Origin of the sequence: Proteus genomosp. 4 str. ATCC 51469, from assembly GCF_003144375.1 — a bacterium.
Taxonomy (GTDB): domain Bacteria; phylum Pseudomonadota; class Gammaproteobacteria; order Enterobacterales; family Enterobacteriaceae; genus Proteus.
The window spans coordinates 1-13,688 of sequence record NZ_PENV01000008.1 but is presented as its reverse complement, the minus strand read 5'-3'; the positions used below and the strand labels follow the sequence as shown (position 1 = coordinate 13,688).

General features: G+C 28.9%; 17 protein-coding genes. 6 read left to right on the top strand and 11 right to left on the bottom strand.

Going from position 1 to position 13,688, the window contains the following annotated elements; all coding sequences use genetic code 11:
• Positions 1–146: 146 nt before the first annotated feature.
• From DK866_RS09010 to DK866_RS09000, 3 genes are all read right to left on the bottom strand, one after another.
• Positions 147–491, bottom strand: a complete 345-nt coding sequence (locus DK866_RS09010) for an antiterminator Q family protein (protein ID WP_109408628.1) — start codon at positions 489–491, stop codon at positions 147–149.
• 277 nt (positions 492–768) lie between these two features.
• On the bottom strand, positions 769–1,545 hold the full coding sequence (map, locus tag DK866_RS09005; RefSeq protein WP_109408627.1) for a type I methionyl aminopeptidase: 777 nt from the start codon (positions 1,543–1,545) through the stop codon (positions 769–771).
• A 12-nt stretch (positions 1,546–1,557) separates the two neighbouring features.
• A complete protein-coding gene (locus DK866_RS09000) occupies positions 1,558–1,755 on the bottom strand; it encodes a ParD-like family protein (protein ID WP_036937502.1) in 198 nt (65 codons plus the stop codon).
• A gap of 360 nt (positions 1,756–2,115) precedes the next feature.
• Here DK866_RS09000 and DK866_RS08995 point away from each other — a divergent pair, with 360 nt between their 5' ends.
• Both DK866_RS08995 and DK866_RS08990 read left to right on the top strand, forming a co-directional pair.
• Positions 2,116–2,874, top strand: coding sequence for a hypothetical protein (locus tag DK866_RS08995; protein ID WP_109408626.1), 759 nt, complete (start codon positions 2,116–2,118; stop codon positions 2,872–2,874).
• 212 nt (positions 2,875–3,086) lie between these two features.
• Positions 3,087–3,626 carry an AAA family ATPase gene (locus tag DK866_RS08990; RefSeq protein ID WP_109408625.1) on the top strand — a complete coding sequence of 180 codons (540 nt, stop codon included), beginning with the start codon at positions 3,087–3,089 and terminating at the stop codon, positions 3,624–3,626.
• A 331-nt stretch (positions 3,627–3,957) separates the two neighbouring features.
• On the opposite strand, the gene DK866_RS08980 is transcribed toward DK866_RS08990, so the two are convergent.
• Entirely contained in the window at positions 3,958–4,374 is a 417-nt protein-coding gene (locus tag DK866_RS08980) for a hypothetical protein (protein WP_109408623.1), read from the bottom strand.
• A gap of 479 nt (positions 4,375–4,853) precedes the next feature.
• Positions 4,854–5,135: a DUF5339 domain-containing protein gene (locus tag DK866_RS08975; protein ID WP_109408622.1), complete on the bottom strand. Its 282-nt coding sequence runs from the start codon at positions 5,133–5,135 to the stop codon at positions 4,854–4,856.
• A 925-nt stretch (positions 5,136–6,060) separates the two neighbouring features.
• Here DK866_RS08975 and yedE point away from each other — a divergent pair.
• Positions 6,061–7,146 carry a YedE family putative selenium transporter gene (yedE, locus tag DK866_RS08970; RefSeq protein WP_109408621.1) on the top strand — a complete coding sequence of 362 codons (1,086 nt, stop codon included), beginning with the start codon at positions 6,061–6,063 and terminating at the stop codon, positions 7,144–7,146.
• The gene (locus tag DK866_RS20315) at positions 7,121–7,387 is read left to right on the top strand and encodes a putative Se/S carrier-like protein (protein ID WP_432206648.1); all 267 of its coding nucleotides are present in this window, start codon (positions 7,121–7,123) and stop codon (positions 7,385–7,387) included. Before yedE ends, DK866_RS20315 begins: the two co-directional genes overlap by 26 nt.
• A gap of 165 nt (positions 7,388–7,552) precedes the next feature.
• Here the strand turns inward: DK866_RS20315 and DK866_RS08960 are convergent, their stop codons facing one another.
• From DK866_RS08960 to DK866_RS19930, 3 genes are all read right to left on the bottom strand, one after another.
• Positions 7,553–7,774, bottom strand: a complete 222-nt coding sequence (locus DK866_RS08960) for a YdcH family protein (protein WP_072070432.1) — start codon at positions 7,772–7,774, stop codon at positions 7,553–7,555.
• 252 nt (positions 7,775–8,026) lie between these two features.
• Positions 8,027–8,368, bottom strand: coding sequence for an immunity protein Imm33 domain-containing protein (locus DK866_RS08955; protein WP_109408619.1), 342 nt, complete (start codon positions 8,366–8,368; stop codon positions 8,027–8,029).
• Positions 8,369–8,914: 546 nt separating this feature from the next.
• Positions 8,915–9,070, bottom strand: coding sequence for a hypothetical protein (locus DK866_RS19930; RefSeq protein ID WP_166541409.1), 156 nt, complete (start codon positions 9,068–9,070; stop codon positions 8,915–8,917).
• 202 nt (positions 9,071–9,272) lie between these two features.
• Between DK866_RS19930 and DK866_RS08950 the strand changes: the two genes are divergently transcribed.
• Both DK866_RS08950 and DK866_RS08945 read left to right on the top strand, forming a co-directional pair.
• A complete protein-coding gene (locus tag DK866_RS08950; protein ID WP_109408618.1) occupies positions 9,273–9,920 on the top strand; it encodes a hypothetical protein in 648 nt (215 codons plus the stop codon).
• A gap of 267 nt (positions 9,921–10,187) precedes the next feature.
• Positions 10,188–12,173 carry an autotransporter outer membrane beta-barrel domain-containing protein gene (locus tag DK866_RS08945; RefSeq protein ID WP_109408617.1) on the top strand — a complete coding sequence of 662 codons (1,986 nt, stop codon included), beginning with the start codon at positions 10,188–10,190 and terminating at the stop codon, positions 12,171–12,173.
• 74 nt (positions 12,174–12,247) lie between these two features.
• On the opposite strand, the gene DK866_RS08940 is transcribed toward DK866_RS08945, so the two are convergent.
• From DK866_RS08940 to DK866_RS08930, 3 genes are all read right to left on the bottom strand, one after another.
• Positions 12,248–12,751, bottom strand: a complete 504-nt coding sequence (locus DK866_RS08940) for a hypothetical protein (RefSeq protein ID WP_109408616.1) — start codon at positions 12,749–12,751, stop codon at positions 12,248–12,250.
• Between the two features lie 110 nt (positions 12,752–12,861).
• Positions 12,862–13,326: a hypothetical protein gene (locus DK866_RS08935; RefSeq protein WP_109408615.1), complete on the bottom strand. Its 465-nt coding sequence runs from the start codon at positions 13,324–13,326 to the stop codon at positions 12,862–12,864.
• 277 nt (positions 13,327–13,603) lie between these two features.
• Positions 13,604–13,688, bottom strand: an 85-nt coding sequence (locus DK866_RS08930) for an IS3 family transposase (protein ID WP_157955987.1), incomplete at its 5' end; no start/stop codon positions are given.

Below are 13,688 nucleotides of genomic sequence, written 5' to 3'. Positions count from 1 at the left end.
TCCTATTAGCAATACTTACAACAATCGGTAAAATACAATATTTATAATATAACATCATATTTTGGCACTTCATTTGTCATAAGTGATTATTAGAATAATCTAAATTTTACGATCGTAAAGCTTTATTTTTATCAATTTTATATTTTTTAATCATCATCTGAAAAAATCAACATACCCTCTATCAAACCTTCTGCTTTTTTTAACTTTTTCCCAATATATGTATCTGAACATTTTTCATGTTTTGCAAGCTCAATAAAAGTTTTTCCAAAAACATAATAATTAATAAGTAATTGATAATCTTCTGTATTATACTTCATAAGCCTTTTCATTAAATCATTGATTATATTTGCTTTATGATGAGAACATTGTTTTCGTTGCTTTATTTTTTCCGGGATAATTTCTTTTTTGTTTTTATTTAAAAAGTAAACAGCGATATGATCATTAGCAACCCATGCTCCCCACTCTTCAAGTATTTTTGAAATATTCTTCATATTAACATCCTTATTTTTTCATATGGTGATAATCGCATCCAGCAATCATTTAAAAACACCTATCTAATTATTAATAGGTATTATAAATATAATGACAAAAGTTTAATTTACAACTGGATTTAATAAAGCGATGAAATTGAATGTTGAAACTATGAGAGGATATGAAAAATCTAAATATGACTTAGCTATTTTAATTAAGAATCGGATTATCTTTAAGTTATAAAGAATTTTATTCTGTGTTTTTCTTAAAATAGCCAGCCATATGAAATATCAGCGATTACGGTAATGTTTCTTCAGGTCGTAAAGTCAGTACTTCGTATCCATTTGAAGTAACCAAAATTGTATGTTCCGACTGTGCCGATAATTTTTTATCTCTCGTTACCACAGTCCAACCATCTTTTTTAGTTTTTATTTTAGCACCACCCTGATTAATCATTGGTTCAATCGTAAAAGTCATGCCTTCTTTCAATTCAATACCTTGCCCCTTAATACCATAATGTAAGACTTGTGGTGCTTCATGCATTTCTCTACCAATGCCATGTCCGCAATATTCTCTTACAACACTATATCCATGGCTTTGTGCAAAGCTTTGAATAGCATGTCCAATATCACCTAATGTTGCTCCCGGTTTAACTTCTTTAATACCTTCCCACATTGCTTGATATGTTGTTTTAGCTAATTTGCGCGCAATAGGAGATGCCTCTGGCATAATATACATTTTACTAGAGTCGGCAATAAATCCATTCTTTTCTAATGTAATATCAACATTAATAATATCTTTACTTTTCAGTCGTTCATCCGATTTTGGTACACCATGACAGACAACTTCATTAATTGACGTATTTAACACATACTCGTAACCATACTGGCCTTTACTCGCTGGTCTTGAGTGGAGTTCATTAATAATAAAGTCTTCCACTTTATCATTGATTTCTAATGTAGAAACACCTGGTACAATAAAGTCATCAAGCATTGTAAAAACTTGTGCTAATAAACGTCCAGATTCGCGCATTAATTCAATTTCATCAGACGTTTTGATTGTTATTTTATCCATATTCCTTTCCTCTTATTCTGCTTGTTGCTTGATAGCTTCTTTTTCCAGCATTTCGTTAATAATCATTGGGAACGTTTTGTCTGGATTTAACTCTGCTTGGATACCAATTTTTATCCAAAATTCAGCCTGAGCATTAACCGAGCGAGACATTACATTGCTTGCCTTTCTTAAATACTCATGTAGCTCATCAGAGATTTTTACAATACCCACGCCAATCCTTATATACAGATCATAATAAAACATATACGTTCTATAGTAGAATCAATTACCGATGCTTTCAATTGCTATTTAGTGCTGCCATAGGCATAAAATGCTCAAATAAAAAATAAGAGTAAATAACAACCAAAACAAAAGGTCGTATTTTTTACTTTTTTTATATTTCAATACATTTATTCCAAAATGCTCAATGGTTTTTGATATTTTATTTCTTGTTATCTTAAATTAAAGATATTTATTTTTAAGTGCATTATCCTCAGAATTAGCTGAGAGACAAATTAGAAAACAAGCGTTAGTTTAATATTAATAAAACTTAGAACCGAATTTCGTATAAATACTAAGGAAAGCAATAATATGAATCCATTCAAAAAAATCACCTTACTTTCGCTATTAAGCAGTCTTTTAATATTAATCTCAGGTTGCACAACAATTGAGAGAAATTATCCCACAAGTTTAAGTGTCGCTAATGAACAAACTGAAAATAAAGCACTCTCAACAAAATGGGGAGAAAACTTATTATCTGTAACTCAGAGCATTGAGGCCCATCGATTATCACAAACACCTTCACAAACAACATCAATATATTATCAGAGCGGAGTTCCCGCTAGTTCTTACTCAAAAATTACACGTATTAAAGAGAGTCCCGTACAGATATCTATCCTGACTGAATCTAGAAATATAATTCCTCTCTATTATTCACAAAATAATCAATATTTATTATATGGTAAAGAGAATGAACGTTATATTATTTTCTTACATAACACCAGTTCAAGAAAAATATATGAAGCAATCATTACTGTTGATGGATTAGATGTTATTAGCGGTACAGTAGGCTCATACGAAAATAGAGGTTACTTATTAAGATCTGGAGAAACTTTATTTATTGAAGGATTTAGGAAAAATGACCAACAAGTCGCTGCATTTCGCTTCAGTTTACCAGATGAAGGGTATGTAAATTATAATGTACAAGGTGATAAAAGAAATATAGGCGTAATAGGTGTTGCTCTTTTCGAATCAGAAGAGGGACCAGAAAAGATAATGAAAAAATGCAGCTATTTACCTAATCCTTTTCCAAAGGATAACAACTATGCACCAGATCCTTGTATTCCCTAATATTAACCATTAATTATCTCTTATAAAAAATAGTGTATTTAGTTACACTATTTTTTATTTAGAAAATATTAATTATAATTTTTATTTTTTTATGTTATTATTCCTAGACTTTATCTTTTATTACTACATTTATCACTATTCTCATTCTCTCTATCCCTTCAAAAAAACCTCATTTTTTATTCTGTTAACAATAAAAATTTTTAGGAATTGTTATGTCTAAAAAACCATATCGCATTATATTAACAGGCGGCCCAGGTTCAGGAAAAAGTACGTTAATTAATGCACTTAAAAATAAAGGCTACTCTTGTTCTTTAGAGGCAGGTAGAGCCATTATACAAGATCAAACTCTTATCAAAGGTAATGGGCTACCATGGATCGATCCTGAAGCTTTCGCACAATTAATGCTAAGTTGGGAATTGCGTTCATGGCATGAAGCAGCCAACGCTGAAACTCCCTATTTCTATGATAGAGGACTTCCCGATATTGCAGGCTATCTGTTATTGTGTGGATTACCCATTCCCAAACATCTTAACAATGCAATAATGTTATTTCGTTATTCAACAAATGTATTTATTGCCCCACCTTGGCCTGAAATCTATACGCAGGATAAAGAAAGAAAACAAACAATTAAAGAAGCAGAGGAAACTTATTTAGCAATGCTAGAAGTTTATAAAAACTATAATTATAGTTTGATTGAGTTACCTAGATTAGCAATAGAGAGTAGAACTAATTTTATTATCAATAAGATTTAATATCAGCCAGTAAGATATTACTGGCATAGATAATAATAAATACTTAGTAAGAAGCTATAATTTTTAGATCTGGTTTCTCCCCTCGCATTATAGCCCGTTGTTGTTCATGAACTGCCTCATTAATGGCTTTTTGTTCCCCTGGCGTTCGAGTGTTTTTACCGCAAACTAATGTAGAACACACCGGGCTACCTATCCTATGACTCCCTGAATTGCCTGTACTAAAAGTCACATTATCAGTTGTACAACCTAATAATAGAAAAGATAACAATAAAGTGATTACTATGCGCATAATTTTCCGTATAAAATTAAATTATAAATTGATATGACAGTATTAATAAGCATCAAAAGTATAATGTGGCTTTTGTATCCACTTAAATTCAACTGTTTGTTTTTTTTCATTCCAAATAGGTTCAGGAACTGGCATCGTAAAGCTTATTTTTTGAATAGGCTTCATTGTTGAGTATTCATTATTTATATATTGATTATTTACTGATGATTTTGGCTCATTTAAACCAACTTTAAAAAGTTGTCCAAATTTACGATTATCTTCTTGTACCTCTAATTCAAAACGTGACTGTTTCCCTAACATAAAAACCAAGTTATTATTAACTGCGTTACTATCAATGTGGGAGTTATCAACTTCAGGATTATCAATATGTATATCAGAAAACTTAGCTTGAGCTACTTTGCTAGAGCTACATCCAGCGATAATGAACATAGAAAATAATAAAAATAAAGGGTAATGCATAATATAAATATCAATAAGAAATAGGAGTAAATAATTATTCCATAAAAAACATTTACTAACAAAATAATTTTTATTAATTATATAAAAAAAGAAAAATAGTCTTATAAAATAAAAACCAATAAATAATCGAGCTAAAAATAAAGCAATAAATAAAATTTTATAACCACATAAGTAAAATTAACAATATACCCATATAAATTCATTTTTTATATGGTTCAATTTAATCTATATTAATTACATATACTTCTTGGGTAATATAACCTCCTAACTAACCTGAATATAATTTCAAAAATATAAAAAATATCAGCAAAAGTATTTTTATTAAAAAATAGACTCAAATTATATTGTTTTTATCTATTCGTGTAATTTTAAAAGAGAAAGGTAATAAAAACCAAGATATAATTAATTATTTAAAATTTAAAAAATAAAAAAGCCTTATAATTATTAAAAAATATAAGGCTTATAATGCGCAGTATACTTTATTGACCTGCTGACATTTTCTTCATTTGTTCTAAAGAATCTAATGCTTGCTTACAAGTACTTTCTTGAACATCTGTAGGTAATGCTGCAAATTGTTCTTTCGCCTGAGCATACTGTGCTTTCATTGCTTCAGCTTGAGCTTTAGTTGCATCATTTTTTGCCATTAACTCAACATAAGAGTCTGTTTCTTTAAAATAGTCTTCACATGCTTTAGATAAATCAGCAGAAACAGCAACAGAAGAGATTGATAATAAACCCAATGCTAAAATAAGCTTTTTCATAAATATCCTTTAAGTATTGTTAACAGTTAGAAAGTAATTTCTATTATTTTTCTTAAGTCGGTATTATCTCAAAAAATAGTAAAATGGGGATAAGTATTATCTTAATTAAAAAATAAAGTTTCATCTAATAATGATTATAATAATAAATAAAATCAAAATATGATAATTGAAAATTAGCTTGTCACTTTTAGCATTAACTCTATATATTAAATTATTCCTTTTAAATTAATGTGTTATTCTTATTAATTAAGAATTTAATTTTTTAATCATAAAGCTCATATAAAAATAATGCTCGATAAAATAATACCCACAAAAAAATATAGGTAAAAATAGTAATTGATAAGATAGACTGGTACGCTTGCGATAACTTTCATTATGATCTTCTACTTGAAAATGGAATTAAAGAACTAGTAATGTTACGTAAGAGATCAATAAATAGGTTTACATTTCTTACCCAAGCTTATGACGAAAAACTTATTGACGACATTTAAATAATGAAGGATACCCTTTCTCACCGTACTATCACGGATCAGAAAATGATAAGTTTTTCCAAAAGAACGAAAATATTTTAGTTCAAAGACTCTCATCTTCTTATTATGTCAAAAAATCCATAGGTAATTATCAAAATTTTTATTCTTAATTACAAATACATATGAAACACAAAAAATAAAGCAAATTGGTTTTAATTATTTCTGTATCAATTTAAAATTTAACTCTCACAACAATTATATACAACAAGTTATTTAATTTATTATTAACTTATTGCTAATTAAATTAACATTTAAACTTTTAAATTTTGTTTTTATATGGTTTATTAATTTTGCCGTGATCTATATAAAAGAATCATGCTTCATTCTTATATATAGTTGCCCGTACTTAATAGGTTCTATTAGTCAGGGGGTTACCCCACCAACGGAGGCATTTAATGTCTATAAAATGGGTTTTAATTATATCTGGAATTGCTATTGGTGCTATCGCTTTACTTCTTGGTATTAACGGAAATCCCCCTAATATGGGTGTTTGTGTTGCTTGCTTTATTCGTGACAGTGCAGGCAGCATGGGATTACATAATACTGAAACAGTACAATATCTTCGTCCTGAAATATTCGGTTTTATTCTCGGTTCATTTGTAGCTGCTTTACTATTCAAAGAGTTTCAATCAAAAGCTGGATCAGCGCCAATTATTCGTTTTACATTGGGCTTTTTAATGATGGTCGGTTGCTTAGTTTTCTTAGGTTGTCCATTAAGAATGGTACTTCGTATTGGTGCTGGAGATTTAAACGCAGTAATAGGATTAGTTGGATTAATAATCGGAATTGGTATCGGAAGCTTATTCATAAAAAAAGGATTTTCCCTTCCACGAAATTATCGACAATCTCCTGTAGAAGGTTTTATTTTACCAGTTATATGCGTATTCTTGTTTGCTTTATTCTTATGGAATAGTGATATTTTTAATTCCAGTGTGAAAGGCCCTGGCGCAAGTCATGCTCCAATATGGATGTCTATTATTGCAGGACTTATTATTGGCTTTATTATTCAACGAACTCGGTTTTGTTTTATTGGAATGGCAAAACATGTTTTTTTATCACGTAACTATAATATGGCGCTTGGGGTGATCGCATTAACACTTGTTGTACTCTTAGGTAATCTCTACTTAGGCAAATTTAATCTTGGGTTTGAAAATCAACCAATTGCTCATAGTGATGGACTATGGAATTTTCTCTCTATGCTGCTTGTAGGCCTTTGTGGTGTATTTATTACTGGTTGTCCATTGCGCCAACTTGCCAATGCAGGGCAAGGCAATTCCGATGCTGCAATTAGTGTATTAGGTATGTTAGTTGGTGCTGCTTTTGCTCATAATTTCTCTTATGCCTCAAGCCCCGCAGGTGTTACAGATAATGGCAAATTCGTTGTTATTATTGGTCTATTGGTTACATTCATTGTTGGTGTTATTTATACTTATACCGCAAATAAAATAAACCACCATGAGACTAATAAAAATGACGCATAATTATTTATTTCTTTTTCATGAACAATATGCGGTCAAGAAACTTCACCATCAACTCCAAAAGGATAATTTTTTCTCAAGCATAATTGATGCACCAAGAAAATTATCTTCTGAGTGTGAATTAGCAGTATCTGTTTATTTTTCTAATAATGAAACTTATAAGCATTATATTAATGATAACATTAGAGTTATTTATAAAATAAATTCAGATCAATTTGATGTCCTATGGAAAGATAAAACTTGAAGTAAGATATTATTGAAACCTCAACAATGAAAGGCTACATGAGTAGCCTTTCATTAATCAAATAAATTTAGTGATTATACTTATTGTATTATTCAAATATAAAAAACCACCCAGATTTACAAAGGATGGTTTCAATATTTTAACTATTTATAAAATAATAATTTGCTATTCTTCTTCTGGTGGGTTTTTGAGGATCTGATGAATTTCCTCTTTTAGTCTTAATTTTTGTTTTTTTAACTCTACAACTTCTTCACCATACCCTCTTCTATCCTTATGTTCCAATCTTACTATTTTATGGTCAAGTTCATTATGTTGATCAAAAAGAGCGCGAAAATGAGGGTCTGTTTGGCGAAGCTTTGAAATTAAATCACGATATTCTGGAAACATAAATAGCTACCTTCCTTATTAATTGTGAATTAAGTACTATTTTAAGTCTTACTCAAACTGATTAACCTGTCATTGTCTTTATGTTAAAAATAAGACTAACATCAATTAATATTTCTAATTTAAAAATTACTAAGTATTTTTATATTAAACACTTTAATTATGATTTTTATACGTAATGCATTGAGTTATATGGCTTTATAAAGCTACTTATACTTAAGCAAATAAAAAGGAACAATACTTAGTTAATTTTTCCTATTCTGACCAAACATCTTCATAACCATCTCTATCAATAATAAAGTTATATCCTTCAGGGAGATAAAGATATTTCATTACCTCAGGTAACACTGTGTTTAAATGTTCTGTATGTAATGCCTGGTAAAAATCATCTCTTTCACAATATTCGCCACAATAAAAAAACCAACTTATCGTACCATCTTTAGATCTTTTTATACGTGTTCCATAGATAGGCGTTAAACTTAAGGTATCTAAAGCAATTGCTACCATCTCTTCCGGGTTTTCAGGTAAGACTCCATATTTTTTGCATACGCTTTTTTGTTGTTCAACAATATGTAATATCTTGTTTTTATTTATCATCATATTCCAAAATTAAAAATGAGCTCAGTTAAAGCAATTTCCCCATACAGGATTATAACGAGTTTACTACTATGCACCTAACACCATAAAAACGAGCATTAATTTATTCAAACAGCTAGATACAAAAAACAGATAAATTCAAACAAAAAAGAATAAAAAAACACCAATTCACCTTAAAACTAGACAAAAAGCAGTATCACCGCATTTTTTGTTGAAAAAAAAGCACTTATTGTTAACTCATAAAATATAAATTCTCTATATTTGTAGTGATCTCTAATAGTTATTTATACCCATCTATTTGAGTCACTAAGCCCAATGCCGCCACATTGGGCTTTTTTATGAAGAATAGATCGATATTATTTTTCATTACAATAGCTTCAAACCTCTTTAAGTTTGTTCAAAAATACTAAACTGTAAAATCAATGAGTTTAATCAAAAATGTTTTAATTTTATATGATTTGAACAGTTTCCAGTAACCTTTAAATTTATACTAAAAATAGTAAAGTGGTTATTGCCGACCAACTCCTTTTTTGCCGGCATCAATAACTATTTATTAGGTAAAAGATCCTGCTCTTGTAATTTAGAAAGTGCTAACTCTTTCATCCAATCTGCAAGTAGTGGCGCTGTTTTTATTGAATCCAATAATGCACGCTCTTTTTTTGTTAAACGAATAATAATAACTTCTGTTTTCATTGTAGACATAATAATTCCCCATTTATAAGAGAGAAAATATTGGCACAAAATAGTAACAGAAAGGTCTGACTTACACGGTTTTACAAAATCATCATTTAAAGATAATTAGTAATACGTTATCGATAGGATATTGGCAATATAGTTCATTGTTTATTTTTAGAAAAAACATTAACATACTTATGATAAATTAGAAAATAGATAGGTATTATTCATGTTTCTAAATCCCAAAAGAACCGTAAAAGCCAATGTAAGAAAAAGAAACTCCATTTTTCCTGGTTTGGGAACTACATACAGTATTAGTCTTTCTGATGATGGGCCATCACCACAAGAAATTCAAAAAATAGAATTTAATAAATTTACAGATAAAGCTATTGATGAAGTCACTACAATGATCGGTTGTTTTGAAAGATCAGAGAAAAAAAGTAAAAGCCCCAACTCTGATAAACCTTTGCATTATGAGAAATTAGACAACGAGTTTCTCAGGCTTACTGTTTCATTTTTTCAAATTATTCAAGAAATTAGATATTCTGGTGACACTAGTCAACATGCAAAGAATAGAATTACCACCTCATTATTTGGGATAACACGCTGGCTAGATAATAAATATCCATCATGGAATAGTGAAAGAGCTGAAGTAGAAAGAAATAGTAAAGAAATTGAGAAAAGAGTTAAAAAAGAATTCAAAGCAAAAAGGTTTTATAAAACAAAATTTGCCATTTTAGCAGTTGCCACTTTTTGGGTTCCCTTTGTTTTTTGCTGGTTTTCTCTACAAAAAAAATATCCTAAATGGTTCAAAGTCATCAGTTTCTTATGGGCTATATTTGTTGCTCTTTTAGTATACAGAACACCTAAAATATAATAACTAGCTATTATATTACTCTCTTATCTTTATCTTATGGTGTTTCTTTTAAAATAAAAAATACCATAAGTCAAATAACCCACCTAAGATATATTATTATATATATTAAATAATTATATTTTTCTTTAATAGAGTTCACCTTAAGAAAGATTATATTCTAAATATATTTTTTTAAGGTTATTTAAATTGATAAATAAAGCAAACAATATGATCATTAAGAATAATTTAATAGTTATTACACAATAAAAAATAAAAAGGTTATTTTTCATGCTACTGAATAAACATTTTAGTAAAAATATTATTACTATTAGTCTTTTATCTTTCTTCGCTAATTCGGTTTATGCCAAAGAAAATAGCACAACGGACGGTCATCTCTCTAATAATGAAATTACATCTAATTCGACTTATAGCAATAAAATAAATCTTTATATAGATACAAACCACAAAATTCAAAATATTACTCTTGAAGATGAGGCAGTATTACGAATGAACGGCGACAGTCTAGCAATAGGTACAATTGTTAAAGATGATGCCAATATTAGTATGTATGCTCATGGTATAAAAGATGTGGGTATTCCCACGATTAAAGATACTATAATAACAGGTACAAGTAATATTGATATGAACGCAAATTCATCATCTATAGGCAAATTATTTATAGATAAAAATGCCAAATTATATATTGATAACATTGATTCTGAAACTACTGATGTATCCAAAAATGATCCTGTTCCTTCAGCTAACATCTTTATAGAAAATTTAACACTAGCAGGTAAAACATATATTGCACCTACATGGAACGAAATTTATGGTGATGATGGTGATGCCCCGAGACCAGAAAAATCAGGCCCAGAATTAATTACTCATATTAACAATTTAGAGATGCAAGCTAGTAGCCAATTAGAAATGGGTCATTATGCTTCTGGCATGCAATTTAATCGACTTGAATTAAAAACACTCGCTGGTGAAGGTACTTTTATTTTAAGTAGTAGCTTAGCTGATGGTTTAAGCGATAATATTTATATTTCAGATCATGCAACTGGATATTTCGGTTTAAAAATAAATGATATCGGAGAAGAAATATATGACCCTAAAAATGTTCAATTAGTTTATGTGAATAGTGGTGATGCTAATTTTAATTTATTAAATAAAGGTGGTAATGTTGAAATTGGTGTTTGGAAATATAAATTAAATAGCAAGACTAATGATGGTCATACAGAATGGTATCTTGTAGGTGGAAAAACTGGTGAACCGGATATTTCTAAACAGCCTGATACCTCTAAACAGCCTGACACCTCTAAACAGCCTGACACCTCTAAACAGCCTAGTATTAGTCAGCCTGTATTAAGTAATAGTGCTCAAGCCGTTATTAACATGGCCTCAGCACCGCAACATATATTAAGTGTTGAGACGAGCAATTTACGCCAAAGAATGGGTTTCTTACATGAGAATAACAATGATCTCGGTGTGTGGGTTCGCTATTTAAATGATAATTCTCATTTGAACGATAAAGGTTATAGTCAATTTCATTCAAATTTAAATGGAATGCAAATTGGTATAGATAAGAAAATAGCTATAAATAATGATCAATTGTTATTTGGTTTAATGACTTCTTATACTAAGAGTAAAATCAAATTTGATAATATTAATAATGGTGATATTAACAGCTATGGTGGTGGTATTTATTTAACTTGGCTTGATCATTCTGGCTTTTATGTAGACTCTTTATTTAAAATTAATCATCTTCATAGTGAAATCAATACTAATATGAATGAAGGAAGAAGAGTTAAAGGGAATTACAATCAACATGCAGTTACAGCATCAACAGAAATAGGTTATCCTATTGATTTTTCCAATAAATTAACTTTCACACCATACAGTCAGGTCATTTATTCTCATGTTAGTAAATCACATTATTTATTAGATAATGGAATGAAAGCAAACATCCACAATGCTGATAGCTTAAAGAATGAATTAGGAACTATATTAGAAAGTAATTTACTTATTGCAAACCATAGTGTTAAGCCTTATATAAAAGCAGCTATATCTCGTGAATTCATAAAAAATAATGAAATAGAAATTAATAATATATCATTTGATAGTCATTATTCTGGAAATGTTGGTAAATATGGTGCTGGCTTAACAACTAGCATAGGTAATGATGCTCTTTTCTATACAGAAATAAACTATCAAAATGGAAATAAAATAGAAACTCCAATATATATAACAGCAGGATTTAGAATGAATTTTTAACAATTTTATTTTATAAAACCAATACATAAAAAACCTCATAAATTTTAATATGAGGTTTATATTTTAGCTTATTATTAGTATGTTTTGGCAGATATTAACTCAAAACCAAAAGTATTCGTTTTCTTAAAAATTACTGCATTCCCAGTTTCATAAATATTGCCATGAATAATTTTATTACAAACCTTTATTTCACCTTCATTCTCATCATTTACTTTTATACCTGAGCATGACCTTCTTCCTTCAACATATGAATAATTAGATTTATAACTACTTACTTCTCCACCAGTAAAATAAACGATATTAGAAAGTATAAAATATTGAATAAAAAATATAATCATAATTAGTGCTAAAGGATAAAATAATATTTTTTTTGCTGTCTTATTAAAAGTTGTTTTTTTATATATGCAAAAAAAGCATACTATAGAAATAATAACAGAAAATACTAATGCCATTTTAATTGATACTATTGAAACTATAACGTACTCTTTAATTTCAAACTTCCAATAGAAAAACACAGCCATGATAAATAAAATTAAAAATGTGTAACTGAATAGCTGAGTATATGAATATTTTTTCATATCAATCCTAATCTATTTATTATAAATACAATACTAGTTTTTATATAGCGAAACATTCTATATCAATCTAAAAGCATTAGATTTATAATCTAAGCAAAGTTAACACCACATTATATGATTAACTCACCATTAAATGTATACGTACAACAAGAACAATAGATAGGAATACTTCCTTTATCAAATAATGGATTTACTTTTTGTAAATATCCTTTATTATCAATATATAGTTGTGAATAATATGAACTATCACCGATCCGAACATATTCACGTTTTTCAGTATTATCTAAGGAAACCATCCAATATATTGGTTCTGTTTTATCTAAACGATTAACCACTTCACTAAAAATATCATTCCATAAACGACCTACTTTACTTAATAAAAATTGGAATAATGGTGTATAGTCATAACCTCTATTTACCTTTCCTTTCATTGATAAACGAGCGATGGAAAGCTCATTGATTTTATTATATTTTGTTCTTTCCCATTTATATTTTCCACCAGCATGATGTTCACAAGGGTGAATTCGTGTTGTTGTATTTTGTTTTCTGTATAATGGTTTTTTACCATATTTCATAAATCACCTATATAAATCTTTCTTATTCGTCAAATGTTTTTAAGTAATTTATGTTCTATACTAATTTTCTTTCGCTGACTTAAAAAGTAATTTTTTTATTATATTTTAACACCATTAATTAAAATTTACTTAACACTACCATAAGTTAATTTTTTATAGTTAAATTTTTTATTGGCGTATTTATAAATATAAAATACTAATACAACTTTAATGGGAAATGCCATAAAACAAAAAACCCCGCCGAATGAACTGACCCCAGTTTATTGGACAGTTTAAATTAGTTAGGTAAAGACTGAGTTCGGTATTGAACCGGACTCAGTCCTTTTAATTTTATCTTGATCCGTTCCGTATTGTAATACTTG

Excerpts from the sequence above, each read along its gene's own strand:
- DK866_RS09010 (WP_109408628.1), bottom strand. The coding sequence starts at position 491 with ATGAAGAATATTTCAAAAATACTTGAAGAGTGGGGAGCATGGGTTGCT.
- map (WP_109408627.1), bottom strand. The coding sequence starts at position 1,545 with ATGGATAAAATAACAATCAAAACGTCTGATGAAATTGAATTAATGCGC.
- DK866_RS08995 (WP_109408626.1), top strand. The coding sequence starts at position 2,116 with ATGAATCCATTCAAAAAAATCACCTTACTTTCGCTATTAAGCAGTCTT.
- DK866_RS08990 (WP_109408625.1), top strand. The coding sequence starts at position 3,087 with ATGTCTAAAAAACCATATCGCATTATATTAACAGGCGGCCCAGGTTCA.
- DK866_RS08980 (WP_109408623.1), bottom strand. The coding sequence starts at position 4,374 with ATGCATTACCCTTTATTTTTATTATTTTCTATGTTCATTATCGCTGGA.
- DK866_RS08975 (WP_109408622.1), bottom strand. The coding sequence starts at position 5,135 with ATGAAAAAGCTTATTTTAGCATTGGGTTTATTATCAATCTCTTCTGTT.
- yedE (WP_109408621.1), top strand. The coding sequence starts at position 6,061 with ATGTCTATAAAATGGGTTTTAATTATATCTGGAATTGCTATTGGTGCT.
- DK866_RS20315 (WP_432206648.1), top strand. The coding sequence starts at position 7,121 with ATGAGACTAATAAAAATGACGCATAATTATTTATTTCTTTTTCATGAA.
- DK866_RS08960 (WP_072070432.1), bottom strand. The coding sequence starts at position 7,774 with ATGTTTCCAGAATATCGTGATTTAATTTCAAAGCTTCGCCAAACAGAC.
- DK866_RS08955 (WP_109408619.1), bottom strand. The coding sequence starts at position 8,368 with ATGATAAATAAAAACAAGATATTACATATTGTTGAACAACAAAAAAGC.
- DK866_RS19930 (WP_166541409.1), bottom strand. The coding sequence starts at position 9,070 with ATGTCTACAATGAAAACAGAAGTTATTATTATTCGTTTAACAAAAAAA.
- DK866_RS08950 (WP_109408618.1), top strand. The coding sequence starts at position 9,273 with ATGTTTCTAAATCCCAAAAGAACCGTAAAAGCCAATGTAAGAAAAAGA.
- DK866_RS08945 (WP_109408617.1), top strand. The coding sequence starts at position 10,188 with ATGCTACTGAATAAACATTTTAGTAAAAATATTATTACTATTAGTCTT.
- DK866_RS08940 (WP_109408616.1), bottom strand. The coding sequence starts at position 12,751 with ATGAAAAAATATTCATATACTCAGCTATTCAGTTACACATTTTTAATT.
- DK866_RS08935 (WP_109408615.1), bottom strand. The coding sequence starts at position 13,326 with ATGAAATATGGTAAAAAACCATTATACAGAAAACAAAATACAACAACA.